This is a genomic window from Oryzisolibacter sp. LB2S (assembly GCF_040732315.1).
Lineage (GTDB): Bacteria > Pseudomonadota > Gammaproteobacteria > Burkholderiales > Burkholderiaceae_C > Alicycliphilus > Alicycliphilus soli.
The window spans coordinates 1,666,755-1,691,568 of the sequence record NZ_CP160388.1; the positions used below are offsets into that span (position 1 = coordinate 1,666,755).

The window sequence follows — 24,814 nt, forward strand, 5'->3', positions numbered from 1 at the left end:
TTTTCCGATGCGGAAAGTGTAGTGGGCGGGGCGTTCATGGCGCGTTCAGGATGGAGGCATAGGCTTGCGCGCATGTTCGATGTTTTGCCGCGCAGACTGGCGCTTGTGTTGCTGCCGCTCGTGCCGCTGCTCCTGTGGGATGCGTCGGGTCTGGATCTTCCTCTGGCGCGGCTTTTCGGCTCGGCCCAGGGCTTTGCCTGGCGCAGCCACCCAGGCTATGTGCTGCTGCTGCACGAGGTGCCGCGCGCCCTCAGCATGGCGGCGCTGCTGGCGCTGGCCTGGGGCGCATGGCGGCCCTGGGGTTTTCTGCGCGCCATGGGGGCGGCGGACAGGCGCCAACTCGCGTTCAGCGTGGCGCTGGCCATGCTGTCCATCACGGCGCTCAAGCGCCTGGCGACGACGAGCTGTCCCTGGGACCTGGCGGAGTTTGGCGGTGTGGCGCACTATGTGTCGCACTGGATCTGGGGCGTGCGCGATGGCGGCCCCGGCCATTGCTTTCCCGCGGGCCATGCATCGGCCGGGTTTGGCTATGTGGCGGGCTGGTTCGTGCTGCGCCGCGCCGCACCGCGCCTGGCAACCCGCTGGTTGTTGGCGAGCCTTGTCCTGGGCTGCGTGCTGGGCCTGGCGCAGCAGGTGCGCGGCGCGCACTACATGAGCCACACGCTCTGGACGGCATGGTTCTGCTGGGCTGTGGGCCTGCTGGTGGACGAGGCCGTGCAACGCTGGCGCAGCAGGACCTGCGCGCGGGATACAAACCTGAACGAAACCTGAGCGCCTCGTTCAGCCAGCCTTCAGAGCGCCATAGCACGATGGGCCCATGCTCAGTCTTGCCTCTGCCAACACCGGCTCCCCATCCTCTCCCACCTCTTTCCATTTGCTCCAGCCCCTGCGGGCCTTGCTGCGCCGCGTGGACGCCTGGATGGCCACGCCCTTGACTGCCCAGCAGGTCGTGCTGCGCCTGACGCTGTACCTGGTGCTTGCGGCGAACTGGCCACTGTGGCTGCAGATCATGCGCATTGGCGGCGCGCCCAGCCAGCACCTGCGCTCCATGGCTGCGCTGGCGGTGCTCATCGTCTGCGGCATGGTGGCCATTCTTGCCTTTTTTGCCTGGACGCGCGGCATGCGGCTGCTGTGGTGGCTGGTGGTGCTGGTCGCAGCGCTCGCGCAGTACTACATGCTGACCTACAAGGTGGTCATGGACCCGGGCATGGCGGCCAATGTGCTGCAGACCGACGCCCGCGAGGCGGCCGACCTGCTGAGCCTGCGCATGCTGCTGGCCGTGCTGGCTGTGCTCGCGCTGCCCACCTGGTGGCTGCTGCGCGTGCGCATTGTGGCGATGCGGCCGCTGGCCCAGCTGTGGCGCAACCTCGTGATGCTGGTGCTGGCCCTTGGGGTGGCCGCAGGCACGGTGGCCGCCACGGCGCGTGACCTGGCGCCGCTGATGCGCAGCCACCCGCAGCTGCGCTATCTGATGAACCCGCTGGCCAGCCTGTATTCGACGCCCGTGGCGGCCCTGCGGCCGGTGTTCGCGCGCAGCCGCACCCTGGTGCCCATGACCCAGAGGGCCGCGCTGGGGGCTTCCTATGCGGCGGGCGCCAAGCCCATGCTGTTCGTGCTGGTGGTGGGAGAGACCGCACGCGCGGACCATTTCGGCATCAATGGCTATGGCCGCGACACCACGCCCGAGCTCGCGCGCCGCGGCGTGCTGAGCTGGCGCGAGGTGCGTTCCTGCGGCACGAGCACGCTGGCCTCGCTGCCCTGCATGTTCTCGCCGCTGGGCAAGGATGCTTTCGAGTCGCGCGACAACGAATACGAGAACCTGCTGGACGTGGCCCAGGCCGCCGGCATGGCCGTGCTGTGGCTGGACAACCAGTCCGGCTGCAAGGGTGTGTGCGATCGGGTGGCTCATGCCAGTGCGTCCGAGGCTCTTCCGCGCGAGGCGCAGGCCGCCCTGTGCCCTGGTGGCGAATGCGGGGACGAGGCCCTGCTGCACGACCTGGACGCGCGCCTGGCCGCCTTGCCCGCGGCGCAGCGCGAGCGCGGCGTGCTGCTGGTGCTGCACCAGATGGGCAGCCATGGGCCGGCCTACTACAAGCGCTCGCACGGCGCTGCCAAGCGCTTCCTGCCCGAATGCCGCACCGAGGTGCTGGCCGATTGCGCCCATCAGGAGCTGGTCAATGCCTACGACAACTCCATCGCGGCAACGGACCTTTTCCTGGGCAAGACCATAGACTGGCTGCAGGCACGTTCGGCGCGCTACGACACGGGCCTGCTGTACCTGAGCGACCACGGCGAGTCGCTGGGCGAATACGGCCTGTTCCTGCACGGCATGCCCTACAGCATGGCGCCCGACGTGCAAAAGCATGTGCCCATGGTGGCCTGGTTGGATGACGCTCTGCTGCGCCGAGGCGGCTTGTCCGGCGCCTGCCTTCGCGCCGGAGCCATCGCGCCGCTCACGCACGACAACCTCTACCACACCATGCTGGGCCTGCTGGATGTGCAGTCGCCCACGTACACAAGGGCGCTCGATGCCTTCGCCGATTGCCGCGGCGCGGCCCTGGCCGCGCGCTGAAGGCGTGCGGTCGATTCCCGCGCGCAGGCGTGTGCCGTCGTCACTTGCCCTGTTGGTGGGGGCGGCTGAAGTCAGCCGGCCCAGGGCAGGGCGGGCGCCTCCAGGCGTGGGCCATCAAAGCCCTTGACCTCGCCAAAGCGCGCGCTGCCCGCCTGCCAGTCGCGCTGTGCCTGGGCGATGTAGGGCCTGCCATGGCCGACGAAGTTCCACCAGATGGTGATGTCCTCGCCGAATGGCGTGCCGCCAATGAGCAGCGCGCGCGTGCCGGCGGGCAGTTCCATGTCCAGCGTGGCGCCGCCAGGGGGCAGGTACAGCAGCTCGTTGACCGCCAGCGCCTGGCCCTGGACGGTGGCGGGGCCGGTGAGCGGCACCAGGCCGTACTCGAAGGAAGGATCGAGCGCGAGCGTGAGCGCCGCATCCCGCGTTGCGAGCCAGTCCACGCCCACCAGCGGCGTGTGCACCAGCACGGGCGAGCGCCGGCCCGCGAAGCTGCCGGCCAGCAGCACGGCCTCGGCGCCGCCATCGCTCCAGCGTGGCAGATCGGGGTAGTGGTCGAAGCGCGGCGCCATGTCGGCCACGCTGGCGGGCAGCGCGATCCACAGCTGCGCCGTGTGCAGTCGCGTCTCGCCGGCCATGGATTCCTCGGTGTGTGCAATGCCCCGGCCTGCGGTCATCAGGTTGACCTGGCCGGGGCGTATGACCTGCTCGTTGCCCAGGCTGTCGCGGTGCAGCACCTCACCCTCGAGCATCCAGGTGAAGGTCTGCAGTCCCGTGTGCGGGTGCGGGCCCACGCGCAGGCCCTGGCCCGGTGCAAAGTGTGCGGGTCCCGCATGGTCGAGAAAGCACCAGGCGCCAATGGTGCGCCTGAGCCGCGACGGCAGCGTGCGCGCCACGGGCACGCCGCCACCGATGTCGGCGGTGCGGGAGGGAATGCGGATGCCGTCGTTGCCCATGTCTGCCTCCATATGCCTCTGTCAAAACCTGCGCCTCAGCCCATGCGCCCGAAGCGCCCGGAGTTGAAGTCGTTGATCGCCTCCATGATCTGGCGCTGGCTGTTCATGACGAAGGGGCCGTAGCCGACCACGGGCTCGGCGATGGGCTCGCCGGCCAGCACCAGCAGCTTGGCATCCGCCTGGGCCGCGATCTCCAGCCCCGTGCCCGCGCCAGAGAGCGTGGCCATCTCGGCCGCGCCCAGCGCCGCTGCGCCGTTGACCGTGACCTGGCCGTCCAGCACCACGACCAGCGTACTCCAGCCCTCGGGCTGCTGCAGGTCGGCGGACTGGTCCGCGGCCAGGCGCACATCCCACACATTGAGTGGCGAATAGGTGCTGGCCGGGCCCTGCGTGCCGCCAAAACTGCCGGCGATCACGCGCACGCGGCCCGCGCCGTCGGGCAGGGGGACGGAGGGGATCTGCGTATCGGTGATGCCCTGGTAATGCGCCGGTGTCATCTTGTGCCGCGCCGGCAGGTTGACCCACAGCTGCACCATCTCGAACGGGCCACCGCTCCTGCTGTAGGCCTCGGAGTGGAACTCCTCGTGCAGGATGCCGCCGCCCGCGGTCATCCACTGCACGTCACCCTTGCCGATGACGCCGCCGGCGCCGGTGGAGTCGCGGTGCTCCACCTCGCCGTCGTACACGATGGTCACCGTCTCGAAACCGCGGTGCGGGTGCTGGCCCACGCCGCGCCGGTAGCCGTGGTGGGGCTCGAAATGCGTGGGAGCGGCGTAGTCCAGCAGCAGAAACGGACTGCGCTCGGCCACGCCCGTGCCGCTGTAGCCGAACATGCCTTGCACGGGGAAGCCGTCACCGACCCAGTGGCGTCCGGGCGCCTTGTGGGTCGAGAGGATGCGCTTGAGGGTGGAAATGCTTGCTGTGCTCATGGCAGCTCCTGGCTTGCGTGGTGCGCCGGCCCTGTGCCAGCGCATGATGGGATGGTAGGGGCGCCGCCGCTGGACACAAGCCGGCGGTTTTTCACCAGATCGTTCTGAAATTGGAACGGTGCAAAATACATATGAAAATGGCCTGTAAGCCAACGTGGACAAGCGCGAGCAGCTATCAAATATGAGGTTGCTTGGCTGCTGCCATGCAAGGCCGGCCCGATCTGGGATGATTGGCGCATGCTTTCCGTGCCCGTTGACGCTCCCCATTCCTCCTCCCGCCCGCTGCAATGCGATGTCGCCGTCATCGGCGCCGGCCCGGCCGGCCTGATGGCCGCCGAGGTCGCGGCCGCGGCGGGCATGCGCGTGCATGTGTTTGACGCCATGCCGTCCGTGGGGCGCAAGTTTCTGCTGGCCGGCAAGGGTGGGCTGAACCTCACGCATTCCGAACCCCTGGAGCCATTTCTGTCGCGCTACGGTGAGCGCCGGGCGTGGCTCGCGCCCTGGCTGCACGCCTTTGGCCCGGCGCAGCTGCGCGCCTGGGCCGATGCCCTGGGGGCCCAGACCTTTGTCGGCAGCTCCGGCCGGGTCTTTCCCAAGGACATGAAGGCCGCGCCGCTGCTGCGCGCCTGGCTGCACCGCCTGCGCGGCCAGGGCGTGCGGCTGCACATGCGCCACCGCTGGCTGGGCTGGGCCGATGGTGCTTCTGACGGTGGTGCTGATGGCGGTGCGGCCGTTGGCCCGCAGCAGCTGCGCCTTGCCGCGCCCGCGGGCGAGCTGCAGGTGGCGGCGCGCGCCGTGGTGCTGGCGCTGGGGGGCGCGAGCTGGCCGCGACTGGGGTCCGACGCGGCCTGGGTGCCGCTCTTGGCGCAGCGCGGCGTGGCCATCACGCCGCTTGTGCCGGCCAACTGCGGTTTTGACGTGCCGCGCGTGGATGCGCCGCTGGGCGAGACGCGCCGCGCGTTCTTTCTCGAGCTGCTCGGTCGCGGCCCGGCGCCGGCCGTGGGCTGGACGCCGCATTTCGCCCAGCGCTTCGCGGGCCAGCCGTTCAAGTCGGTTGCGCTGTCGTTCACCGACAGCCGGGGCCGCCGTTTCGATCGGCGCGGCGAATTCGTGGCCACGGCCACGGGCGTGGAGGGTAGCCTGATCTATGCGGTGTCGGCCTTGCTGCGCGACGAGATCGCCGCCCATGGCCACGCGAGCTTTCACCTCGATCTGCTGCCCGATCACACGCCCGAGCGCGTGCTGGCCGAGGTGCGCCACCCGCGCGGCTCGCGCAGCCTGACGAGTCACCTCAAGGGCCGGCTGGGGCTGGAAGGCATCAAGACCGCCATCCTCTACGAGCAGTTGGGCAGGGAGGGCATGAACGACCCGGTGAAACTTGCCCATGCCATCAAGCAGCTGCCCATCACCGTGATTGCCGCGCGCCCCGTGCAGGAGGCCATCAGCACCGCGGGCGGCGTGGCCCCGCAGGCCTTGGACGCACACCTGATGCTGCAGGCCGCGCCGGGCGTGTTCTGCGCGGGCGAGATGCTGGACTGGGAGGCGCCCACGGGCGGCTATCTGCTCACGGCCTGCTGCGCCACGGGCCGCGCGGCGGGAGAGGGCGCGCTGCGCTGGCTGGCGCGGCAGGCGTAACCGGCGCGGGGGCGCGGCCACAGCCCCGCTTGTGGCGCGCGGTCAGAACTTGGTGCGGTAATACAGCATGGGCCCGCCACGCCGGGCGCGCAGCACCAGCCGTGAATTGCCCTCGAGCTGCAGGCCGACGGCGCCGAATTCGGGCACCAGGCCACGGGTGCGCGACGAGTTCCACTGCACCTCCAGCCGCGTGCCATAGCGGTTCTGCTCCTGTTGCCAGATCATGCCTAGCGCGTCGGGCTCCTGGCCATGGCGGCCGGTGCGTGTCCAGACGGCCATGTCCAGATGACGATCACTGCCCAGCGGCATGCGCCAGCGCACGCCAACGTCCGTGCGCCACGACGCACGGGCCACACCATAGGGCCGCGCATCGAGCTGTGCGGGCATGTCCAGGCCAAAGGAAAGGCCCAGGCTGCCCGCGCGGCCGGGCGGCGTCCAGCGCGTGATGTCCACATGCGTCGCCGCAACCGGCGCATCGGGAGGCGTGACGCGGCTGGAGACCTCGAGCGGCGCCGCGGCCGGTCTGACGACGCCCGTCTGGGCCATGACCGGGCAGGTGAGACCACTCACCAAGACAGACGCCAGGCCGAGCTGGCGAACGCATCTGCATGCTGTTGCGGGCGAATGCATGACATCACTCCCGGAGGCAAGGGCGATCGTTGCGTACGAGTATGAGGGAGGGTGCCTGCGCCGAAGTCTCACGGCGGTGGCTGTTCATGTAGGACAAGATCCTGAGACCGTCGCCGCCGCCCGTGCGGGCGGCGGAATTGATCCCCATCAGAAGACGCGGCATGGGCTCCGACAAGCGTTATATATGTATGTATATTTCGGTGCGCGGCACGACGCCGGCGGCAGAGCCCGCTGGCTGACCGGATTTGCGGGGCGGCTTGGCCCGCCCAGCGTTGTATATGAGTGTCTATAACGAAGAGAGGGTGTGGCGGTGATGGAGCATGGAGTGGCAGCAAAACACAGGCGTGGGCATGGGCCCGTGGCGCCGGCGCTGGTGGCGTTGGGCTTCTGCGTCGGTGCCGCGCAGGCGGCGGACGGCGTGTTCGAGCTCGGCACGGTGACGGTGGTCGGTGCGCCCGTCAGGAGCCACGCGGGGGGCGAGGCGGTGCTGAGCCAGGGGGACATGACGCGCCACGACGCCGATACCGTGACCGACGCGGTACGCCTGCTGCCGGGCGTGAGCGTCTCGCGCGGTGGCGCACGCAACGAGGAGATGGTCTACGTGCGTGGCTTCGACGCGCGCCAGGTGCCGGTGTTCGTCGATGGCGTGCCGCTCTACGTGCCCTATGACGGCTACGTGGACTTCGGCCGCTTCACCACCTTCGACCTGGCCGAGATTCGCGTCGCCAAGGCCGATGCCTCGCTGCTCTACGGCCCCAACACGCTGGGCGGGGCGATCAATCTCGTCACGCGCAAGCCCGTCAAGCCGCTGGAGGGCGATGTGCGCCTGGGCCTCGGGGCGGGGCAGACGCGCAGGGCGGCCGTCAACCTCGGTGGCAACCAGGGGCTGTGGTACTACCAGCTGGGCGCCTCCTACCTCGATGCCGACGGTTTCCCGCTGCCCAAGGGCTTCAGGGACTACAAGGCCAGGCCCACCGATGTGGGTAGCCAGCGCGAGAACGCCTACCGCAGCGACAGGCGCCTGTCATTCAAGCTGGGCCTGACGCCCAACGCCACCGATGAATATGCGCTGGGCTATGTGCGCCAGGAGGGCGAGAAGGGCAACCCCGTCTACACCGGCCGGTCTGCGCAACGCAGCGCCGTGCGCTACTGGCGCTGGCCGTACTGGGACAAGGACAGCGTGTACTTTCTGAGCACCACGCGCATCGGCGGCGACAACGTGCTCAAGACGCGCCTGTTCCACGACAGCTACAAGAACGGCCTGGACATCTACAGGGACGCGAGCTACACGACGCACGACCCGACCAGCGCCTACAAGGACACGAGCAAGGGCGCCAGCATCGAGTGGGCGAACTACAGCCTTCCCGGTCATGAGCTGCGCCTTGCCGCGCACTACAAGGTCGACGAGCATGACGACACGGGCAAGTTCTATCGCGACGTGACCACCTCGCTCGTGGCCGAGGACAGCATCGCCCTGTCCGAGCGCTGGCGCCTGACCCTGGGCGCCAGCCACGAAAAGCGCGACGCGCGGGAGGTCTACCACTGGCCCAGGGGCTCGGCCAGCGCCACCAATGGCCTGGCGCGGCTGGGCTATGCCCTGACGCAGCAGGGCGACGAGCTGTACGCCGTGCTCTCGCACAAGACGCGCTTTCCCACCATCAAGGACCGCTACTCCGCGCGCATGGGCAGCGCCTTGCCCAACCCCGACCTCAAGCCCGAGGTCGCCAACCATGTCGAGCTCGGCGTGAGCGGCCGGCCCTGGGCCGGCGCCAAGGGCCAGGCGGCGCTGTTCCACAGCCGCGTGAACGACCAGATACAGACCGTGGTCGTGCCCTCGGGCGCCTGCGGCGGCAGCACCTGCAACCAGGCGCAGAACGTGGGCCGCACGCGCAACCAGGGGCTGGAGCTGTCGCTCGCGCAGCAGCTCTCGGCCCAGTGGAGCGCGAACGCCAGCTACACCTACCTGCAGCGCACCAACCTGAGCAACCGCAACGTGACGCTGGTCGACACGCCGCGCCATCGCCTGTACGCGGCCATCCAGTGGCTGCCCGTCGCGCAATGGGAGCTGCAGGCCACGCTGGAGGCAGAGCAGGGCCGGCGCGTCAATTTCGACGGCGGCTACCGCCAGCTGGGCGGCTTCGGCAGCGCCGGCCTCAAGGCGACCTACAAGCCCGTGAAGGACCTCGCGCTCGACTTCGGCGTGAGCAACCTGGGCGACAAGTGGTACGAGCTGGCCGACGGCTACCCCATGCCCGGCCGTTACTGGTACCTCAACGGCAGCTACAGATTCTGACCTCCCCGACGATCCTCCCAGCCCCCATGCCCGATATGACGACGCACCCCTTGGCCGCCCTGGTCTATGACGGCGACACCGGCCACGGCGAAGAAGCCGATGTGCTGCTGCAGGCGTTCTGCCACCTGCTGCTGGGCTCCGGCTGGCGCGTGGGTGGCCTGCTGCAGCAATGCGTGCCGCCCGAGGGCGGTGGCAGGCCGCGCCTGCTGCTCGTCGACCTGGGCACGGACGAGCGGTTTTCCATCTCGCAGAAGCTCGGGCCGCATTCGCGTGCCTGCAGCCTCGACACCGGCGGCATTGCGCAGGCCAGCGCGGTGCTGCGCCGGGCGCTGGCCGATGGCGTGCATCTGGCCGTGACCAACCGCTTTGGCGAACTCGAGGCGCAGGGCGGCGGCTTCGTGGCCGAGATCGCGGCGCTGGCCGATGCCGGCATCCCCGTGCTGACCGTGGTTGCCGCCAAGCATCTTGACGGCTGGCGGCGCTTCACCGGCGGCCTGGGCGAGGAGCTGCCCCTGCGCATGTCGGCGCTGTCGGCATGGTTCACCCTGGTCGCGGGCCACAGGGTTCCCGCATGATGCGCCGGCGCCATTGCCTTCAGTTGCCGCTGCAGTTGCCGCTGCTGTGGGCGGCGGCCCGGGTGCGTGCCGGGACGGCGCAGCCTGCGCCCGTGGCGCAGCCGGTGGTGGTGGCGCAGTTCGGCACGCTGCCCGCGCCCGCGCAGGTGCGCAGGGTGTTTGCCGCCGGCCCGCCCGCCGGCGTGCTGGTGGCGGCGCTGGCGCCGGACAAGCTCATCGGCTGGCCGCAGACGCTGGATGAGGATGCGCGCGCCTTTCTCGGGCCCCGGCTGGCGGCGCTGGCGCACACCGGCAGGCTGTCCGGGCGCGGCAGCACGGCGCCGCTGGAGTCGCTGCTGCAGCACGCGCCCGATCTGGTGCTGGACGCGGGCACGGCCGACGCGACCTACGTCTCGGGCATGCGCCGCGTGAGCGCGCAGACGGGCCTGGCCACGGTCCTGATCCAGGGCCGCATCGCCGACCATGCCGCGCAGCTGCGCGAGGTGGGGCGGCTGCTGGGCGTGGCCGAGCGCGGCGAGCAACTCGCAGCCGAGGCGCAGGCCGCCATCGACCTGGCCGCGCGGCTGCGCGCCAGCGTGCCGCAGGCGCTGCGCCCGCGCGTGTACTACGGGCGTGGCGCCGATGGCCTGGAGACCGGCCTCGCGGGCTCCATCAACCTGGAGCTGCTGGAGTTCTGCGCCGGCCGCAACGTGGCGGCGGACGCTGGGCGGGGCTCGCTCACGCGCGTCTCGCTCGAGCAGCTGCTGGCCTGGAACCCCGAGGTCATCGTCACGCAGGATGCGGCGTTTGCGCGCCGCGTGCGCAGCGATCCGCTGTGGCGCAGCGTGGCCGCCGTGCAGACGGGCAGGGTGCATTGCGCGCCCGCGCTGCCCTTTGGCTGGCTGGACGGCCCCCCGGGCGTGAACCGCCTGATCGGCGTGCGCTGGCTGCTCGAACGGCTGCACGGCGGCCATGCCGCGCTGCGCGCGCTGGAGCCGTTGCCCCAGGCCGTGCGGCGCTTCTACCAGTTGTTCTACGGCGCCGAGCTGTCGGCCCAGCAGCTGCGCCGTCTGCTCGAGGACTAGGCCGTGGAATATGCCTTCGACAAGGCTCCAGCGCCCGCCCAGAAAGCGCGAGCAGCTATTGTTTCGGTAGTGCCTGCGCTGCGCTGGATGCTCGCCCTGGCGTTGCTGGCCGCCGTGGTGCTGCTGGCCTTTGGCGCGGGCAAGTTCTCCATCTCGCCCGCCGAGCTGTGGCGCGCCGTGGCCGCGCGCCTGACCGGCGCACCCTCGGGCCTGCCGGCGGCGGTGGAGACCGTGGTGTGGCGCATCCGCCTGCCGCGCGTGGCGGCGGGACTGCTCGTGGGCATGGCACTGGCGGCGGCGGGCGCGGCCTACCAGGGCATGTTCCGCAATCCGCTGGTCTCGCCCGACATCCTGGGCGTGTCGGCCGGTGCCGGGCTGGGGGCGGCCGCCGCCATCTACCTGGGCCTGCCGATTGCGGCCGTGCAGGCGCTGGCCTTTCTTGGAGGGCTGCTTGCCGTGGGCGCGGTGCTCGCCGTCGCCGGCCTGGTGCGCCGGCACGACCCGGTACTGGTGCTGGTGCTCGCGGGCGTGGCCGTGGGCGCGCTGCTGGGCGCAGGCATCTCGCTCATCAAGATACTGGCCGACCCGACGACCCAGCTGCCCTCGATCACCTTCTGGCTGCTCGGCGGGCTCAACGCCGTCACGCCCGCCGACCTGGCCGCCACGGCGCCCGCGCTGCTGGCCGGCCTGGTGCCGCTGGCGCTCTTGCGCTGGCGCGTGAATCTGCTCTCCCTGCCCGACGAGGAGGCGCTGGCGCTGGGCGTGTCCGTCGCGCGCCTGCGCCTGGTGCTGGTGGCAGCGGCCACGCTGGCCACGGCGGCGGCGGTGTCGCTCACGGGCATCATCGGCTGGGTGGGCCTGGTGGTGCCGCATGTGGCGCGGCTGCTGGTGGGGCCGCAGTTCTCGCGGCTGCTGCCCGCCTCGCTGCTGCTGGGCGGGGGCTTTCTTGTGGCCACCGACACGCTGGCGCGCACCGCGGCATCCATCGAGCTGCCGCTGGGCATCCTCACCGCGCTGGTGGGCGCGCCGTTCTTCCTGGTGCTGCTGGCGCGCGGGGGGAGGGGCGCATGAGCGCCGCGGTGCTTGAGGCCCAGGCGCTCGCCATCGGCCATGGCCGGCGCTGCGTGGCGCGGGGGCTGGATTTCTGCATCGCCCGCGGCGAGGTTCTGTGTCTGCTGGGCGCCAACGGCAGTGGCAAGACCACGCTGCTGCGCACGCTGCTCGGGCTGCTCGCGCCGCTGGCGGGCATGGTGCGCTGCGCCGGCCAGAACGTGGCCGACTGGCCCCGCGCCGCCTTTGCGCGCCAGGTGGGCTATGTGCCGCAGGCGCATGCGGGGCTGTTTCCGTACACCGTCGAAGACGTGGTGCTGATGGGCCGCGCCGCGCGCGTGGGGCCGTTCTCGGCGCCGGGCGCGCTGGACCGGCGCGTCGCGCGCGAGGCGCTCGAGCGCCTGGGCATCGGCCATCTGCGGGCCAGCAGCTACACCGCCATCAGCGGCGGCGAACGCCAGCTCGCGCTGATCGCCCGGGCGCTCGCGCAGCAGCCTGCGCTGCTGGTCATGGACGAGCCCACGTCCAGCCTGGACTTCGGCAACCAGATCCGCGTGCTGGAACATATCGAGCAGCTGCGCGCCCAGGGCATGGCCGTGCTCATGACCACGCACCAGCCCGAGCATGCGCTGCGCGTGGCCGACCGCATTGCGCTGCTGGGCGGCGGGCGGCTCATGGCCATCGGCGCGCCGCACGCGGTCGCCACGCCCGCCGCACTGGCCGCGCTCTACGGCGTGAGCGAGGGCGCCGTGGCCGCGTCGCTCGCCCCCTTACACGACAGGACGACCCCATGACCATAGACGCCATCGACTTCTCCCGCCTGTACCAGAGCCACCTGGCCCTGGCCGCACGCACGCGCAAGAACGCCGGCGCCTGGGACACGCGCGCCGCCGGCATGGCCGCCCGTGCGCTGCACAGCCGCTATGCGCAGGACTTCGTCGCGCGCATGGACCTCACGGGCGCACAGTCGCTGCTGGACGTGGGCTGCGGCCCCGGCACGATTGCGCTGGCCGTCGCGCCGCGGTTGCGGCGCGTGGTCGGCCTGGACTACAGCGGCGCCATGCTCGAGGCGCTGCGCGACCAGGCCGCGGCCCGCGGGCTGACCCATGTCCAGACGCTGCACCGCGCCTGGGAGGACGACTGGAGCGATGTGCCGGTGTGCGACATCGCCGTCGCCTCGCGCGCCACGCTGGTCGACGACATCGCCGCCGCGCTCGTGCGGCTCGACGCCCATGCGCGCCTGCGCGTCTACCTCACGCACCCGGTGGGTGGGCATTTCACCGACCCGGCGATCCAGCGCGTCGTCGGCCGCAGCGTTCCCGGCACGCCGGACTACATCTATCTCGTCAACATCCTGCACCGCATGGGCATCCACCCCCGGATCGACTATCTGACGCAGGAAAGCCGCCTCGCCGACGCCCAGGGCTTCGATGACTACGCGCAGCGCGTGGCCTGGTCGCTGGGCGAGCTGGACGAGCAAGAGCGCGACCGCCTGCGCGCCTGGTACGAGCGCGCCACGCCCGCCGAGCGCGCGGGCGCGCCCATGCGCTGGGCCTTCATCTCGTGGGAGAAGTCGCCATGCTGAACGCACAGGGCGATGGCCTGCTGGCCGACCTTCATGCCGACGTGCGACAGGCCCTGGGCGCGCAAGCGCTGGAGGATCTGTGCATTGCACGTGCCGTGCTGGGCATCTTCTTCACCGGCGTGCAGCTTGACAACGGCGTCGGCGGCCTGTGCGCCACGCCCATCAAGAGCGTGCCCGAAGCCGTGTGCTGCCCCAGCTCCGCACTGGCCATGCCGGTGCCCGGCCGCATCGCGGGGCGCAGCGCAGCCGAGGTGCTGCAGGACCTGTACCGTCCACAGGACCTGCGCCGCGCGCTGGCCATCGCCACGCTGAATGCGCTGGCCGAGACGCTGTGGCTGCGCGACGGCCCGCCGCCCGGCGCGCGCGTCGTCCCGGGCGACGCGTTCGACGCGCTCGCCATCGAGCCCGGCCAGCGCGTGGCGCTGGTGGGCGCCTTCCCGCCCTACCTGCGCGCGCTGCGGCGCAGCGGCCAGCCGTTTCACGTGCTGGAGCTCGACCCCGCGACGCTCAAGCCCGAGGAACTGCCGTTCTACGTTCCCGCCGAGCGCGCCCCCGAGATCGTGGGCGCGGCCGACGTGCTCATCACCACTGGCACCACGCTGGTCAACGGCACGCTGGACGATCTGCTGCGCCACCTGCGTCCGGGCGCCCAGGCAGCCGTGGTCGGGCCCACGGCCACGCTGCGCGCCGCGCCCTTCGCGCGCCGCGGCGCCACCGTCGTGGGCGGCACGCGTGTGCATGCGGCCGCCGAACTACTCGACCTGCTGGCCGAAGGGGGCTCGGGCTACCACTTCTTCGGCAAGTCGGTCGAGCGCGTCTGTCTTTGTGTGTGAGGCGCGCCCATGACCGTGCAGATCTTTCCTGTTCCACATCGATGGGGAGCGCCATGAATTCCGTGTTTTTCGACCACGCCACGATCGACGCCTGGATTGCCGAGGACGCGCCGCTCGTGGACCTGACGACGCATCTGCTGGCCGTGGGCGATCGGGCGGCGCAGATGCGTCTGACCATTCGCGGCGAGGCCGTGGCCGCCTGTACCGAGGAGGCCGCGCGCATCGTGCAGCACTGCGGCGCCCAGGTAGACCGCCTGCTGGCCAGCGGCACGCCCGTGGCAGCGGGCGATGTGCTGCTGGCCGCCAGCGGCCCCGCGGCGGACTTGCTGCGGGCCTGGAAGGTGGCGCAGAACCTGCTGGAGTACGCCTGCGGCGTGGCCGCTGCCACCGCGCGCATGGTGCGCGCAGTGCAGGCCGCGGCGCCCGGCGTGGCGGTGCTCACCACGCGCAAGCATGCGCCCGGGCTGCGCCGCGTCGCCCTCAAGGCCACGCTCAGCGGCGGCGCGTTTCCGCACCGCCTGGGCGTGGGCGAGACGGTGCTGGTCTTTCCCCAGCACCGCGTGCTCGCGGGTGGTTGGGAGGGCGTGAGCGCGCGGCTGGCGGTCGCGGCGCCCGCGCTGGCCGAGAAGAAATGCGTGGTCGAGGCGCATTCGCTCGACGATGCCCTGCGCGCCGCCGCCGCCGGGGCGGATGTGGTGCAGTTCGACAAGGCCACGCCCGAGCAGCTGCGCGCCTGGTGCCCACCGCTGCGCGAGCGCCACGCGCGGCTGGGGCTGCTGGCCGCCGGCGGCATTCACCTGGGCAACGCCGCCGAGTACGCGGCCAGCGGCGTCGATGCGCTGGTCACCAGCAGCCTGCACTACGCGCCGCCGGCCGATGTGGGCGTGACCATTGAGCCGCTTGAACAGCGCTAGCCGGCGCGGCTTGCCTACACTGGCGTGTTCGAGCAATCAGGGGATAGGCAATGCAGCAGGACGCAGCGCGCATCGAGTTGCGCGGATCGGTATGGATGACCGTGGACGGCAGCAGCCTGGGCGGGGCAGGCCGGGTGGAGCTGCTGCGGCATATTGCCGAGCATGGCTCCATCAGCCAGGCGGCCAAGGCCATGGGGATGAGCTACAAGGCGGCCTGGGACGCCGTGGACGCCATGAACCAGCTTGCCGGTGAGCCGCTGGTGCAGCGTCTCGTGGGCGGCAAGGGCGGCGGCGGCACCCGCGTGACCGAGAGAGGCATGCGGCTGGTGCGCAGCTTCGGCGTCATCGAGCGCGCGCACCGGCAGTTCGTGGACCAGCTCAGCGCGCAGGCGCAGGGCGTAGCCGATGATTTCTTGTTGATCAGGAGAATGGGTATGAGAACGAGTGCACGCAATCAATTCTTTGGCACGGTGTCGCGCGTGTCCGCCGGGGCCGTGAACGACGAAGTCGAACTCTCCGTGCCGGGCATGGACTCTGCCATCGTGGCCATCGTCACCCATGGCAGCGCGGTGGAACTTGGCCTCACGCCGGGGGCCGAGGCCTTCGCGCTGGTCAAGGCCTCGTCGATCATCGTCGCGACGGACGAGCAGGGCGCCAGGTTCTCGGCGCGCAACCGCCTGCAGGGCACGGTCTCGCGCGTGGAGAAGGGCGCCGTGAATACCGAGGTCGTGATCGGCCTGCCCGGTGGCGCCGCGGTGGCTGCCATCATCACCAACGAAAGCTGCGACGCGCTGGGCCTGGCGCCGGGCGTGAGCGCGTCGGCGCTGTTCAAGGCGTCGAGCGTGATCATGGGGGTGCCCGCATAGGGCAAAAGAGTGGGGAGGGTGACGAGCCTTACCCCCGGCACTGGCTCCACAGTTAGGGCTGCTTGGTTCCCCACCTGACCCGGTTGGCCGCTTCACCATGCGGGGAGGCCCGTCAACGCGAGATTGTACGCCGGGAATCCGGCGCCCCCGGCCACGGGCCATAGAATCACGCCCCATGTCCTATCTAGTGCTCGCCCGCAAGTACCGCCCCAAGACCTTCTCCGAGATGGTGGGCCAGGAACACGTGGTGCAGGCGCTCACGAATGCGCTCACGCAGCAGCGGCTGCACCATGCCTATCTGTTCACCGGCACGCGCGGCGTGGGCAAGACCACGGTCTCGCGCATCCTGGCCAAGTCGCTCAACTGCCAGGGGCCCGACGGCCAGGGCGGCATCACGGCCCAGCCCTGCGGCGTCTGCCCGGCCTGCCAGGACATCGACAGCGGGCGCTTTCCCGACTACACCGAGCTCGACGCGGCCAGCAACCGCGGCGTCGACGAGGTGCAGGGCCTGCTGGAGCAGGCGGTCTACAAGCCCGTGCAGGGGCGCTTCAAGGTCTTCATGATCGACGAGGTGCACATGCTCACGAACACGGCGTTCAACGCCATGCTCAAGACGCTGGAGGAGCCGCCCGAATACCTCAAGTTCGTGCTTGCCACGACCGATCCGCAGAAGGTGCCGGTCACCGTGCTCTCGCGCTGCCTGCAGTTCAATCTGCGGCCCATGGCGCCCGAGACCGTGCTCGAGCACCTCACGCGCGTGCTGGGCGCCGAGAGCGTGCCCGCCGAGCCCCAGGCGCTGCGCCTGCTCGCGCGTGCGGCGCGTGGCTCCATGCGCGACGCGCTCAGCCTGACCGATCAGGCCATCGCCTTCGGCAGCGGCCAGCTGCAGGAGGCGGGCGTGCGCCAGATGCTCGGCAGCGTGGACAGAAGCCATGTGTTTCGCCTGATCGCGGCGCTGGCCGCGGGCGACGGCCGCAGCGTGGTGGAAACGTCGGACGCGCTGCGCACCCATGGCCTGTCGGCCGCGAGCACGCTCGAGGAAATGAGCGCCGTGCTGCAGCGCATGGCCGTGCTGCAGGCCGTGCCGCAGATGGCCGCCGCCGTGGACGAGACCGACCCCGAGGCCGCCGAGACCGCCCGCCTGGCCGCCGCGCTGCCCGCCGACGAGACGCAGCTGCTCTACAGCATCTGCCTGCACGGCCGCACCGAGCTGGGCCTGGCGCCCGACGAATACGCCGCCCTGACCATGGTGCTGCTGCGCCTGCTGGCCTTCAAGCCTGCACAGGCCGCACAGCCCGCAACCGCCCCGGCGGAAAAAAAAACTCTGACGCAGGCTGAGGCCGCACCGGCCGCTGCGCAGGTGGTAGCACCTGTCGCTGTGCCTGTGGCTGCGCCTGTCGCTGCGCCGGTGGCTGCACCCGTGGCGGCAGCAGTGCCGGTGGCCGCGCCTGCCGCGCCGCAGCGCGCACCGCAAGCAGCGGCCCCAGCCGTCCAGCCGCAGCCCGCACCCGAGAATCTGTCAGCGGATTTGGATACAAAACCGGCTGAAGCGCCCGTCAGCAAAGCGCAGCCAGCTCCCGAAACAGTAGCTATCCCGGTGCGCACCGCACCCGAACCCAGCGCGCGCCTGCAGCCCCAGTCGCCGACTGGCCGCGCGGGCGCTGCGGCGCGCCTCGTGCCCACGGAGGAGGGCGACCACTGGTATGCCGTGGTGCAGGAGCTCATCGCCGCCGAGGCCATCACCGCGCTGGTGCGCGAGCTCGCGCTGCAGTCGCAGCTGCTGGCGCGCGAGGACGGCCACTGGCGGCTGCGCGTGGAGCGCGAATCCGTCAACCAGCCCCAGGCGCGCGAGCGCCTGCGCGCCGCGCTCGAGGCCGCGGGCCATGCCACGCAGATCAGCGTGGAGCTGGGCGTGGTCATCGACAGCCCGGCGCGGCGCAACGCCCATGCCGCGGCCGAGCGCCAGCGCCAGGCCGAGGACATCGTCCACAACGACCCCTATGTGCAGCAGTTGGTGCGTGACTTCGGCGCGAAAATCGTGCCCGGCAGCATCAAGCCTGCATGACATTTTTTGATAAGCAAAGGAAACGCATATGTTCAACAAGGGACAGCTCGCCGGCCTCATGAAGCAGGCCCAGGCCATGCAGGACAACCTGAAGAAGGCCCAGGAAGAGCTCGCCAGCATCGAGGTCGAGGGTGAATCGGGCGCGGGCCTGGTCAAGGTCGTGATGACCTGCAAGCACGACGTCAAGCGCATCACCATCGACCCGAGCCTGCTGGCCGAGGACAAGGACATGCTCGAGGACCTGGTGGCCGCAGCCTTCAACGCCGCGGTGCGCAAGGCCGAGGAAACCAGCCAGGAGAAGATGGGCAAGATCACGGCCGGCATGCCAGGCCTGCCCGGCGGCATGAAATTCCCGTTTTGATGCGACAACCCCCTGAGGCGCTTCGCGCCTTCCCCCTTCTCTCACGCTGCGCGTGGGAAGGGGGACGCCACCAGCGCTGCGGGGCGGCCCTTGCGCGGTGGCCCTCGCATGACGGCGCGCCAGTTTCAATGTGCTGCTCCGCATTCGTGGCGTAAGGAATTTCTGAGGCCATGTCCGATACGAGTTCCCTCGACGCACTGATCCAGGCCCTGCGGCGCCTGCCGGGCGTGGGCGTGAAGTCGGCCCAGCGCATGGCGTTTCATCTGCTGCAGCATGACCGCGGCGGGGCCGAGCAGCTGTCGCAGGCGCTGGCGCGGGCCTGTGCCCAGGTGCGCCATTGCGAGCGCTGCTACACCTTCACCGAGGGGGCGGTGTGCGACACCTGCCTCGATCCGGAGCGCGACGCCACGCGCCTGTGCGTGGTGGAGACGCCGGCCGACCAGTCCGCCATGGAGCGCACGGCCGCCTTCCGGGGGCTGTACTTCGTGCTCATGGGGCGGCTGTCGCCGCTCGATGGCGTGGGGCCGCGCGACATCGGCGTGCAACGGCTGCTCGAGCGCGCCTGCGACGGCGTGGTGCAGGAGGTGATCCTGGCCACCAGCTTTACCGCCGAGGGCGAGGCCACGGCCCACGCCATCGCCGAGGCCCTCAAGCGCCGCGGCATCCACGTCACGCGTCTGGCGCGCGGCGTGCCCGTGGGCAGCGAGCTCGAATACGTGGACCTGGGCACCATTGCCCATGCGCTGGCCGATCGGCGTTGATGCGGTACGGCGGTGGTTCAGTCAGCGACACCCGTGCAAGGACTCAGCCACCGTCGTCATCCCCGCGCAGGCGGGGATCCACAGCAGTCACGAATCGACGGCAGGGCTTGCACCTGGATCCCCGCCTGCGCGGGGATGACGGGCCCTGTGGACTGTGCACGCTGTGCTGGGCAGATTCATCGTGGTTGCGGCCTGGGATCCGCAAAAACAATAGCTGCTCGCGCTTGATGGGTGGGCGCCAGCGGCCAAAATCATTCCAAACCAAACGGAGGTGCATATGGCAGGACTCACGCTGGCCTACTGGTGCGTGCTGATCGCCGCGCTGCTGCCCATGGCCTGTGCGCTGCTGGCCAAGGGCGGCGCCTTTCGCGGCCGCGACAACCATGACCCGCGCGCCTGGCTCGCGCGCCAGAGCGGCTGGCGCGCGCGTGCCAACGCGGCCCAGGCCAACGGCTTCGAGGCGCTGCCGTTCTTCATCGGCGCGGTCATCATCGCGCACCAGCTCGGCGCGCCCCAGGGGCGGCTCGATCTGCTGGCCTGCGCATTCGTCGCGCTGCGCCTGGCCTACATCACGTTCTACGTGGCCGACCGGCCCACGGCGCGCAGCCTGGTGTGGGGCCTGGCCCTGCTGGTGAACATCGCCATCCTGCTGCTCGGCGCGCGTTGAGCGCCGCGCGTCGGTCGCTGCTGCATCCGGCGCCGGCCGGCGGCATTTCGTCGCATCATGCTGGCGCGCCATGGCACGCGGCGGCACAGTGGCGCCATCGCAGCCAAGGAGCGCCACCATGAACGTCCCCCACACCTCCTACACCCCCGAGCAGATTGACCGGCTGGCGCGCAGGCGCGCCGGTGCCAAGATGGGCTGGTTCATCCACGCCTTTGTCTACCTGTGCGTCAACGCCGGGCTGGCCCTGCTGGCGCTGAGCCATGGGCGCGACTGGTACGCCTATCCGCTGCTCGGCTGGGGCCTGGGGCTCGCGCTGCATGGGGCGGCCGTGTGGCTGATGGGGCCGGGCGCGCATTGGCGCGAACGCCTGGTCGAGCACGAGCGCGCGCTGCTCGCGCGGCGCAACTGAAGGCGCAACTGAAAAGGACCGCACATGACACAAGCCCAAGCCCCGTCCACCGCGCATTGCTCGGTCTTTATCGCCACCAGCCTGGACGGCTTCATTGCCCGGCCCGACGGGGCCATCGACTGGCTGACGGGGGCAGACGCCTCCGACAACGCGGCCGAGGACTATGGCTATGCCGCGTTTCTGTCCTCGGTCGATGCCATCGTCATGGGCCGGGCCTCGCTGGAGAAGGTGCTGACCTTCGACGCCTGGCCCTATGGGCAGATGCCGGTTTACGCGCTCAGCAGCAGCATGCGGGCGCTGCCGGCCAAGGCGCCGGGCAGCGTGTCGCTGCTCGACGCCGAGCCGGCCGCCGTTGCCGCCCTGGCCGCGCGCAACGGGCACGGGCGCCTGTACGTCGATGGCGGCGTCACCATCCAGCGCTTTCTGCGTGCAGGCTTGATCCGCGACATGGTCATCACCACCGTGCCCGTGCTGCTGGGCGCGGGCCGGCGCCTGTTCGGCCCGCTGGCGGCCGATGTGGCGCTCGATCTGACCGACTCGCGCGCCTATGCCAACGGCCTGGTGCAGTCGCGGTACGAGGTGCGCCATGGCGCCGGGGTGGCGCCCGCGGCGGGCGGCGCGCCCGGCAGGGGCCCGGGCCATGGCTGAGTCCATATCCCCGCGCCTGGCCGCCATCGTCGCGGCGCTGCCGCTGCGGCCGGGGATGCGCGTGCTGGAGATTGGCTGCGGCCCGGGCGTTGCCGCGCGTGCGGTGGTGCGGCGCATGGGGCAGGGCCATGTGCTTGCCATCGATCGCTCGGCCAAGGCCATCGCCCAGGCCATGGCCGGCTCGGCGGCCGAGCTCGCGTCGGGCAGGCTCGCGTTTCGTCATGTCGCGATCGAGGACTTGCAGCTCGGCGTGGACGAGCCCGCCTACGACCTGGCCTTTGCCGTGCGCGTCGGTGCGCTCGACGGCCGCCATCCGGCCGCGGGCCGCATCGCCCTCGAGCGGCTGCGCGCGGCGCTCACCCCGGAAGGGCGGCTGTTCATCGATGGCGGCGATCCGCTGCTGGAAATCGCCCTCGCCACGGGTCGCCCGCTCGCGCCATCTGCGCGCGGAGGGCCGGCATGAGCATCGCCTGGCGCGACGTGGGCCGGCATTTTCTGCTGGTCGTGGCGTTCTGCTGCGTGATCGCGGTGCTCACCACCGGTATCTGGCCGGGCCATGGCTACGCGGCGCAGCTGGGCCATGCGCTGTGCATTGGGCTCGTGACCTGGCTCACCATAGAGTTCGGGCGCTACGCGGTTGACGAGCGGCACTGCCACCCCAGCCTGGAGGGCGGCCATGGCTGGCCCAGGGGCTGGCGCGCGCTGCTGCTCACGGCGATCGGCATCGCCGCGGGCTTCACGCTGGGCGAGACCCTGGGCCGGCGCCTGTTTCTCGGCGCGGACCTGCGCTCGGCGCGCGACGACCAGCTCGGCCTGTTGATCACCATCGCCGCGGGCGCCGTGGGCAGCTTTTTCTTTCATGCACGCGGACGCGCCGCGGCGCTCGCGGCCGAGCTCGCGCGCGCCGAGCGCGACGCCGGCGAGGCGCGCCTCGCGCTGCTGCAAAGCCAGCTCGAGCCGCACATGCTGTTCAACACCCTGGCCAACCTGCGCGCGCTGATCGGCGTGGACCCGCAGGCGGCGCAGCAGATGCTCGACCGCCTCGACGCCTACCTGCGCGCCACGCTCGCGGCCTCGCGCAGCGCGCAGCACCCGCTGGCGGCCGAGTTCGCGCGCCTGGCCGACTATCTGGCGCTGATGGCCGTGCGCATGGGGCCGCGCCTAGCGGTGGCGCTGGATCTGCCCGACGAGCTGCGCACGCTGCCGGTGCCGCCGCTGCTGCTGCAGCCACTGGTGGAGAACGCCATCCGCCATGGCCTGGAGCCGCGCATCGAGGGCGGCCACATCGAGGTGTCGGCAAGGCGCTCTGGCGATGCGCTGGTTCTGACGGTGCGCGACAGCGGCGCGGGCTTTGACATGACGGAGCCTGCGGCAGGTGCCGGCGGCTTTGGCCTGGCGCAGGTGCGCGAGCGCATCGCCACCGCCTATGGCGGGCGCGCGCGGGTCGATGTGCAATCGCGGCCCGGCGGCGGCACCACCGTGTGCATCCGCCTGCCGATGTCAGGGGCCACGTCATGAACTGGGACACCATCGTCATCGGCTCGGGCATCGGTGGCCTGACCGCCGCCGCGGCGCTGGCGCACAGCGGGCAGCGCGTGCTGGTGCTGGAGCAGCACGACAGCCTGGGCGGCATGACGCAGACCTTCGCGCGCCAGGGCTACAGCTTCGCCACCGGCCTGCATTACCTGACGGGCGTGACCACGCCCGATGGCGGCCAGGGGCGCCTGGCAAGGCTGCTCAACGCCCTGGGCGATGGCACGCTGCGCTTTCGGCCGCTACCCCGTCATTTCGACCTGGTTCGACTGGTGCGTGCCGATGGCGGTGAGACGCGCTTTGCCTACGGCGCCCCCGAGGCCGACAACTGGGCGCGGCTGAAGGCGCAGTATCCCGCCGAGGCCGGCGCCATCGACGCGTACGCCGCGCGCTATGCGCGGGCGCGCCGCGGCGTCAACCTCATGATGGCGCTGCACGGCCTGCCCCGGCCCGCCGCGGCGCTGCTGCGCGCGCTGCTGGGCCCGTGGCTGCGGCGCCGCGCGGGCGAGACACTCGGGCAGGCGCTCGCCGGCATAGACGACGCCGACCTGCACGCCCTGCTGGCCGCGCGCGGCGGCGACTATGGGCTGGCGCCCGCGCAGGCACCGCTGGCGCTGCACGCGCTGGTCATGGGCAGCTACGCCGACGGCGGCGCCGGCTACCCGGTCGGCGGCCCGGCGCGGCTGGCCGACAGCCTGGCGGCCACCGTGCGCGCCGCCGGCGGGGCGCTGCGCACCGGTGCGCGCGTGACGCGCCTGCTGGCCGACGGCGGCCGCGTGATCGGTGTGCGGTTGGCCGAGGGCGGCGACGAGCGTGCCCGCCACGTCGTCTCGGCCATGGGGGCGCTCAACACGGTGCAGGCGCTGCCGGCCGGACTCGCCCCGGACTGGCGCGACGCGCTGCGCCGGCACCTGCCCAGCCACGCCTACATCACGCTCTACCTGGGCTTGGAGGGCAGCGCCGAGGCCTTGCGTGCGCTGGGCCTTGACGGCGCCAACCACTGGATCTACGACGGCCAGGCGCTTGGCTGCGCGCCCGACCCCGAGGCCCTGCTCTGGCAGAGCCCGACCGATACCGATGCCCCGGCGCTGTACGTATCGTTCGGCGGCCTGAACGATCCCGAGCAGGCCCACGCGCCCACGGCCGAGGTGATCGCGCTGTGCGACTGGCGCTTCTTTGCCACCTGGCGCGACTCCAGCCTGGGCCAGCGACCGCCGGACTACGAGGCCACCAAGGCCTGGATCGAGGACCGCCTGCTCAGCCAGTTCAAGCGCCTGTTCCCGGCGCTGAAGAACCGCATTGCCTACCACGAGCTCTCCACCCCGCTGACACAGGCCGCCTACGCGCTGGCGCCCGAAGGGGCGATGTACGGCCTGGCGTGCACGCCCGCGCGACTGCTCGACCCTGCGCTGCACGTCCGCACGCCCGTCCCCGGCCTGCTGCTCGCGGGGCAGGACGTGGCGTCGCTCGGCATCGAGGGCGCGGCCATGGGCGGGTTCATGGCCGCCGCCACGCTCAAGCCCGCCCTCTGGAAGCTGATGAAACCATGAACACCGACGCCCCCACCGCCCTGATTGCCGAGGACGAACCGCTGCTGGCCGCGGCCCTGCAGGCCGAGCTGGCGCGCGCCTGGCCCGAGCTGCGCGTGGTCGCGCGCGTGGGCGATGGCATCAGCGCCGTGCGCGAGGCGCTGGCGCTCAGGCCCGACCTGCTGTTCTTCGACATCCGCATGCCGGGCCAGAGCGGGCTGGACGCCGCGGCCGAGCTGATGGACGCCTGGGACGAGCGCGCGACACCGTTTCCGCTGCTGGTCTTCGTCACCGCCTACGACCAGTACGCGGTGCAGGCCTTCGAGGCGCAGGCGATGGACTACCTGCTCAAGCCCGTGCAGCCGGCGCGGCTGGATAAATCGGTGCAAAAACTGCGTCTGGCACTTGATGGGCGGGCGCGAGAAGCTATTGAAATAGGAGCGGCCGCCCTGGCCGATGCCAGCGCCGCACAGCTGCAGCGGCTGCTCGCGGCCCTGCAGCCGGCCGCGCCGCGCGCCGCCTGGCTGCGCCAGCTGCCCGTGAGCCCGGCCGGCAGCGGCGGCCACAGCATACGCATGGTGCCGGTGGCCGAGGTGCTGTTGCTGCAGGCGGCAGACAAATACGTGCGCGTGGTCACGACCGGCGGCGAGCATCTGCTGCGCACGCCGCTGAAAGACCTGCTGGAGCAGCTCGACCCGGCCGAGTTCTGGCAGATCCATCGTTCCACGGCCGTGCGCGCCGACGCCATCGACCACGTGCAGCGCGACGAGGCCGGGCGCCTGCACCTCGCCCTGCGCGGCTGTGGCGAACGCCTGGTGGTGAGCCGGCTCTACGCGCACCGCTTCAAGGCGCTGTGATGGCGCGCCGCGGGCATGGGCGTCGGCGCGCGAGCGCGCGCGAAGCGGGGGATTAAAATACCGCCCCTCGGCCTGCCCATTCAGC

At 71.2% G+C, this 24,814-nt stretch carries 25 protein-coding genes and 1 other RNA gene; 22 read left to right on the forward strand and 4 right to left on the reverse strand.

Going from position 1 to position 24,814, the window contains the following annotated elements; translation table 11 throughout:
• Window positions 1–72: 72 nt before the first annotated feature.
• Window positions 73–771, forward strand: a complete 699-nt coding sequence (locus ABUE11_RS07875) for a phosphatase PAP2 family protein (protein ID WP_367068498.1) — start codon at window positions 73–75, stop codon at window positions 769–771.
• Between the two features lie 148 nt (window positions 772–919).
• Window positions 920–2,572, forward strand: a complete 1,653-nt coding sequence (locus ABUE11_RS07880) for a phosphoethanolamine--lipid A transferase (protein ID WP_367068778.1) — start codon at window positions 920–922, stop codon at window positions 2,570–2,572.
• Window positions 2,573–2,643: 71 nt separating this feature from the next.
• Here the strand turns inward: ABUE11_RS07880 and ABUE11_RS07885 are convergent, their stop codons facing one another.
• Together ABUE11_RS07885 and ABUE11_RS07890 are read right to left on the reverse strand one after the other, a co-directional pair.
• Window positions 2,644–3,525: a pirin family protein gene (locus ABUE11_RS07885; protein WP_367068499.1), complete on the reverse strand. Its 882-nt coding sequence runs from the start codon at window positions 3,523–3,525 to the stop codon at window positions 2,644–2,646.
• Window positions 3,526–3,560: 35 nt separating this feature from the next.
• A complete protein-coding gene (locus ABUE11_RS07890; protein ID WP_367068500.1) occupies window positions 3,561–4,454 on the reverse strand; it encodes a pirin family protein in 894 nt (297 codons plus the stop codon).
• 237 nt (window positions 4,455–4,691) lie between these two features.
• Between ABUE11_RS07890 and ABUE11_RS07895 the strand changes: the two genes are divergently transcribed.
• The gene (locus ABUE11_RS07895) at window positions 4,692–6,089 is read left to right on the forward strand and encodes a TIGR03862 family flavoprotein (RefSeq protein ID WP_367068501.1); all 1,398 of its coding nucleotides are present in this window, start codon (window positions 4,692–4,694) and stop codon (window positions 6,087–6,089) included.
• Between the two features lie 42 nt (window positions 6,090–6,131).
• Here ABUE11_RS07895 and ABUE11_RS07900 read toward each other — a convergent pair whose 3' ends face one another.
• On the reverse strand, window positions 6,132–6,659 hold the full coding sequence (locus ABUE11_RS07900) for a hypothetical protein (RefSeq protein ID WP_367068502.1): 528 nt from the start codon (window positions 6,657–6,659) through the stop codon (window positions 6,132–6,134).
• Between the two features lie 433 nt (window positions 6,660–7,092).
• On the opposite strand from ABUE11_RS07900, the gene ABUE11_RS07905 reads away from it, so the two are divergent.
• The 9 genes from ABUE11_RS07905 to ABUE11_RS07945 all read left to right on the forward strand — a co-directional run bounded on the left by ABUE11_RS07905 (window position 7,093) and on the right by ABUE11_RS07945 (window position 15,899).
• Window positions 7,093–9,012, forward strand: a complete 1,920-nt coding sequence (locus ABUE11_RS07905) for a TonB-dependent receptor (protein ID WP_367068779.1) — start codon at window positions 7,093–7,095, stop codon at window positions 9,010–9,012.
• Between the two features lie 26 nt (window positions 9,013–9,038).
• Window positions 9,039–9,587, forward strand: coding sequence for a DUF2478 domain-containing protein (locus tag ABUE11_RS07910; protein WP_367068503.1), 549 nt, complete (start codon window positions 9,039–9,041; stop codon window positions 9,585–9,587).
• Window positions 9,584–10,651: an ABC transporter substrate-binding protein gene (locus ABUE11_RS07915; protein ID WP_367068504.1), complete on the forward strand. Its 1,068-nt coding sequence runs from the start codon at window positions 9,584–9,586 to the stop codon at window positions 10,649–10,651. Before ABUE11_RS07910 ends, ABUE11_RS07915 begins: the two co-directional genes overlap by 4 nt.
• A gap of 87 nt (window positions 10,652–10,738) precedes the next feature.
• Entirely contained in the window at window positions 10,739–11,722 is a 984-nt protein-coding gene (locus ABUE11_RS07920) for an iron ABC transporter permease (RefSeq protein ID WP_367068780.1), read from the forward strand.
• Window positions 11,719–12,495, forward strand: a complete 777-nt coding sequence (locus ABUE11_RS07925) for an ABC transporter ATP-binding protein (RefSeq protein WP_367068505.1) — start codon at window positions 11,719–11,721, stop codon at window positions 12,493–12,495. The genes ABUE11_RS07920 and ABUE11_RS07925 overlap by 4 nt, the downstream gene beginning before the upstream one ends.
• Window positions 12,492–13,286 carry a class I SAM-dependent methyltransferase gene (locus tag ABUE11_RS07930; RefSeq protein WP_367068506.1) on the forward strand — a complete coding sequence of 265 codons (795 nt, stop codon included), beginning with the start codon at window positions 12,492–12,494 and terminating at the stop codon, window positions 13,284–13,286. Before ABUE11_RS07925 ends, ABUE11_RS07930 begins: the two co-directional genes overlap by 4 nt.
• Window positions 13,280–14,119, forward strand: a complete 840-nt coding sequence (locus tag ABUE11_RS07935; RefSeq protein WP_367068507.1) for a DUF364 domain-containing protein — start codon at window positions 13,280–13,282, stop codon at window positions 14,117–14,119. The genes ABUE11_RS07930 and ABUE11_RS07935 overlap by 7 nt, the downstream gene beginning before the upstream one ends.
• Before the next feature lie 53 nt (window positions 14,120–14,172).
• Window positions 14,173–15,033, forward strand: a complete 861-nt coding sequence (modD, locus tag ABUE11_RS07940; RefSeq protein ID WP_367068508.1) for a ModD protein — start codon at window positions 14,173–14,175, stop codon at window positions 15,031–15,033.
• Between the two features lie 50 nt (window positions 15,034–15,083).
• The gene (locus ABUE11_RS07945; protein WP_367068509.1) at window positions 15,084–15,899 is read left to right on the forward strand and encodes a TOBE domain-containing protein; all 816 of its coding nucleotides are present in this window, start codon (window positions 15,084–15,086) and stop codon (window positions 15,897–15,899) included.
• Window positions 15,900–15,916: 17 nt separating this feature from the next.
• On the opposite strand, the gene ffs is transcribed toward ABUE11_RS07945, so the two are convergent.
• Window positions 15,917–16,013: signal recognition particle sRNA small type (ffs, locus tag ABUE11_RS07950), an RNA gene on the reverse strand.
• A 61-nt stretch (window positions 16,014–16,074) separates the two neighbouring features.
• Here ffs and dnaX point away from each other — a divergent pair.
• From dnaX to ABUE11_RS08000, 10 genes are all read left to right on the forward strand, one after another.
• Entirely contained in the window at window positions 16,075–17,964 is a 1,890-nt protein-coding gene (dnaX, locus tag ABUE11_RS07955; RefSeq protein ID WP_367068510.1) for a DNA polymerase III subunit gamma/tau, read from the forward strand.
• Window positions 17,965–17,992: 28 nt separating this feature from the next.
• On the forward strand, window positions 17,993–18,325 hold the full coding sequence (locus tag ABUE11_RS07960) for a YbaB/EbfC family nucleoid-associated protein (protein ID WP_367068511.1): 333 nt from the start codon (window positions 17,993–17,995) through the stop codon (window positions 18,323–18,325).
• 170 nt (window positions 18,326–18,495) lie between these two features.
• Complete coding sequence (recR, locus tag ABUE11_RS07965; RefSeq protein WP_367068512.1) at window positions 18,496–19,086, forward strand: recombination mediator RecR; 591 nt, start codon at window positions 18,496–18,498, stop codon at window positions 19,084–19,086.
• A gap of 277 nt (window positions 19,087–19,363) precedes the next feature.
• Complete coding sequence (locus ABUE11_RS07970) at window positions 19,364–19,753, forward strand: MAPEG family protein (RefSeq protein WP_367068513.1); 390 nt, start codon at window positions 19,364–19,366, stop codon at window positions 19,751–19,753.
• Between the two features lie 118 nt (window positions 19,754–19,871).
• The gene (locus ABUE11_RS07975) at window positions 19,872–20,162 is read left to right on the forward strand and encodes a 2TM domain-containing protein (RefSeq protein WP_367068514.1); all 291 of its coding nucleotides are present in this window, start codon (window positions 19,872–19,874) and stop codon (window positions 20,160–20,162) included.
• A gap of 24 nt (window positions 20,163–20,186) precedes the next feature.
• Window positions 20,187–20,810: a dihydrofolate reductase family protein gene (locus tag ABUE11_RS07980; protein WP_367068515.1), complete on the forward strand. Its 624-nt coding sequence runs from the start codon at window positions 20,187–20,189 to the stop codon at window positions 20,808–20,810.
• Window positions 20,803–21,273: a methyltransferase domain-containing protein gene (locus tag ABUE11_RS07985; protein ID WP_367068516.1), complete on the forward strand. Its 471-nt coding sequence runs from the start codon at window positions 20,803–20,805 to the stop codon at window positions 21,271–21,273. Before ABUE11_RS07980 ends, ABUE11_RS07985 begins: the two co-directional genes overlap by 8 nt.
• Window positions 21,270–22,328 carry a histidine kinase gene (locus ABUE11_RS07990; protein ID WP_367068517.1) on the forward strand — a complete coding sequence of 353 codons (1,059 nt, stop codon included), beginning with the start codon at window positions 21,270–21,272 and terminating at the stop codon, window positions 22,326–22,328. Before ABUE11_RS07985 ends, ABUE11_RS07990 begins: the two co-directional genes overlap by 4 nt.
• Window positions 22,325–23,893 carry an NAD(P)/FAD-dependent oxidoreductase gene (locus ABUE11_RS07995; RefSeq protein ID WP_367068518.1) on the forward strand — a complete coding sequence of 523 codons (1,569 nt, stop codon included), beginning with the start codon at window positions 22,325–22,327 and terminating at the stop codon, window positions 23,891–23,893. Before ABUE11_RS07990 ends, ABUE11_RS07995 begins: the two co-directional genes overlap by 4 nt.
• Entirely contained in the window at window positions 23,890–24,729 is an 840-nt protein-coding gene (locus ABUE11_RS08000) for a LytTR family DNA-binding domain-containing protein (protein ID WP_367068519.1), read from the forward strand. The genes ABUE11_RS07995 and ABUE11_RS08000 overlap by 4 nt, the downstream gene beginning before the upstream one ends.
• The last annotated feature ends 85 nt before the right edge of the window (window positions 24,730–24,814 follow it).

Excerpts from the sequence above, each read along its gene's own strand:
- ABUE11_RS07875 (WP_367068498.1), top strand. The coding sequence starts at position 73 with ATGTTCGATGTTTTGCCGCGCAGACTGGCGCTTGTGTTGCTGCCGCTC.
- ABUE11_RS07880 (WP_367068778.1), top strand. The coding sequence starts at position 920 with ATGGCCACGCCCTTGACTGCCCAGCAGGTCGTGCTGCGCCTGACGCTG.
- ABUE11_RS07885 (WP_367068499.1), bottom strand. The coding sequence starts at position 3,525 with ATGGGCAACGACGGCATCCGCATTCCCTCCCGCACCGCCGACATCGGT.
- ABUE11_RS07890 (WP_367068500.1), bottom strand. The coding sequence starts at position 4,454 with ATGAGCACAGCAAGCATTTCCACCCTCAAGCGCATCCTCTCGACCCAC.
- ABUE11_RS07895 (WP_367068501.1), top strand. The coding sequence starts at position 4,692 with ATGCTTTCCGTGCCCGTTGACGCTCCCCATTCCTCCTCCCGCCCGCTG.
- ABUE11_RS07910 (WP_367068503.1), top strand. The coding sequence starts at position 9,039 with ATGCCCGATATGACGACGCACCCCTTGGCCGCCCTGGTCTATGACGGC.
- ABUE11_RS07915 (WP_367068504.1), top strand. The coding sequence starts at position 9,584 with ATGATGCGCCGGCGCCATTGCCTTCAGTTGCCGCTGCAGTTGCCGCTG.
- ABUE11_RS07920 (WP_367068780.1), top strand. The coding sequence starts at position 10,739 with ATGCTCGCCCTGGCGTTGCTGGCCGCCGTGGTGCTGCTGGCCTTTGGC.
- ABUE11_RS07925 (WP_367068505.1), top strand. The coding sequence starts at position 11,719 with ATGAGCGCCGCGGTGCTTGAGGCCCAGGCGCTCGCCATCGGCCATGGC.
- ABUE11_RS07930 (WP_367068506.1), top strand. The coding sequence starts at position 12,492 with ATGACCATAGACGCCATCGACTTCTCCCGCCTGTACCAGAGCCACCTG.
- ABUE11_RS07935 (WP_367068507.1), top strand. The coding sequence starts at position 13,280 with ATGCTGAACGCACAGGGCGATGGCCTGCTGGCCGACCTTCATGCCGAC.
- modD (WP_367068508.1), top strand. The coding sequence starts at position 14,173 with ATGAATTCCGTGTTTTTCGACCACGCCACGATCGACGCCTGGATTGCC.
- ABUE11_RS07945 (WP_367068509.1), top strand. The coding sequence starts at position 15,084 with ATGCAGCAGGACGCAGCGCGCATCGAGTTGCGCGGATCGGTATGGATG.
- dnaX (WP_367068510.1), top strand. The coding sequence starts at position 16,075 with ATGTCCTATCTAGTGCTCGCCCGCAAGTACCGCCCCAAGACCTTCTCC.
- ABUE11_RS07960 (WP_367068511.1), top strand. The coding sequence starts at position 17,993 with ATGTTCAACAAGGGACAGCTCGCCGGCCTCATGAAGCAGGCCCAGGCC.
- recR (WP_367068512.1), top strand. The coding sequence starts at position 18,496 with ATGTCCGATACGAGTTCCCTCGACGCACTGATCCAGGCCCTGCGGCGC.
- ABUE11_RS07970 (WP_367068513.1), top strand. The coding sequence starts at position 19,364 with ATGGCAGGACTCACGCTGGCCTACTGGTGCGTGCTGATCGCCGCGCTG.
- ABUE11_RS07975 (WP_367068514.1), top strand. The coding sequence starts at position 19,872 with ATGAACGTCCCCCACACCTCCTACACCCCCGAGCAGATTGACCGGCTG.
- ABUE11_RS07980 (WP_367068515.1), top strand. The coding sequence starts at position 20,187 with ATGACACAAGCCCAAGCCCCGTCCACCGCGCATTGCTCGGTCTTTATC.
- ABUE11_RS07985 (WP_367068516.1), top strand. The coding sequence starts at position 20,803 with ATGGCTGAGTCCATATCCCCGCGCCTGGCCGCCATCGTCGCGGCGCTG.
- ABUE11_RS07990 (WP_367068517.1), top strand. The coding sequence starts at position 21,270 with ATGAGCATCGCCTGGCGCGACGTGGGCCGGCATTTTCTGCTGGTCGTG.
- ABUE11_RS07995 (WP_367068518.1), top strand. The coding sequence starts at position 22,325 with ATGAACTGGGACACCATCGTCATCGGCTCGGGCATCGGTGGCCTGACC.
- ABUE11_RS08000 (WP_367068519.1), top strand. The coding sequence starts at position 23,890 with ATGAACACCGACGCCCCCACCGCCCTGATTGCCGAGGACGAACCGCTG.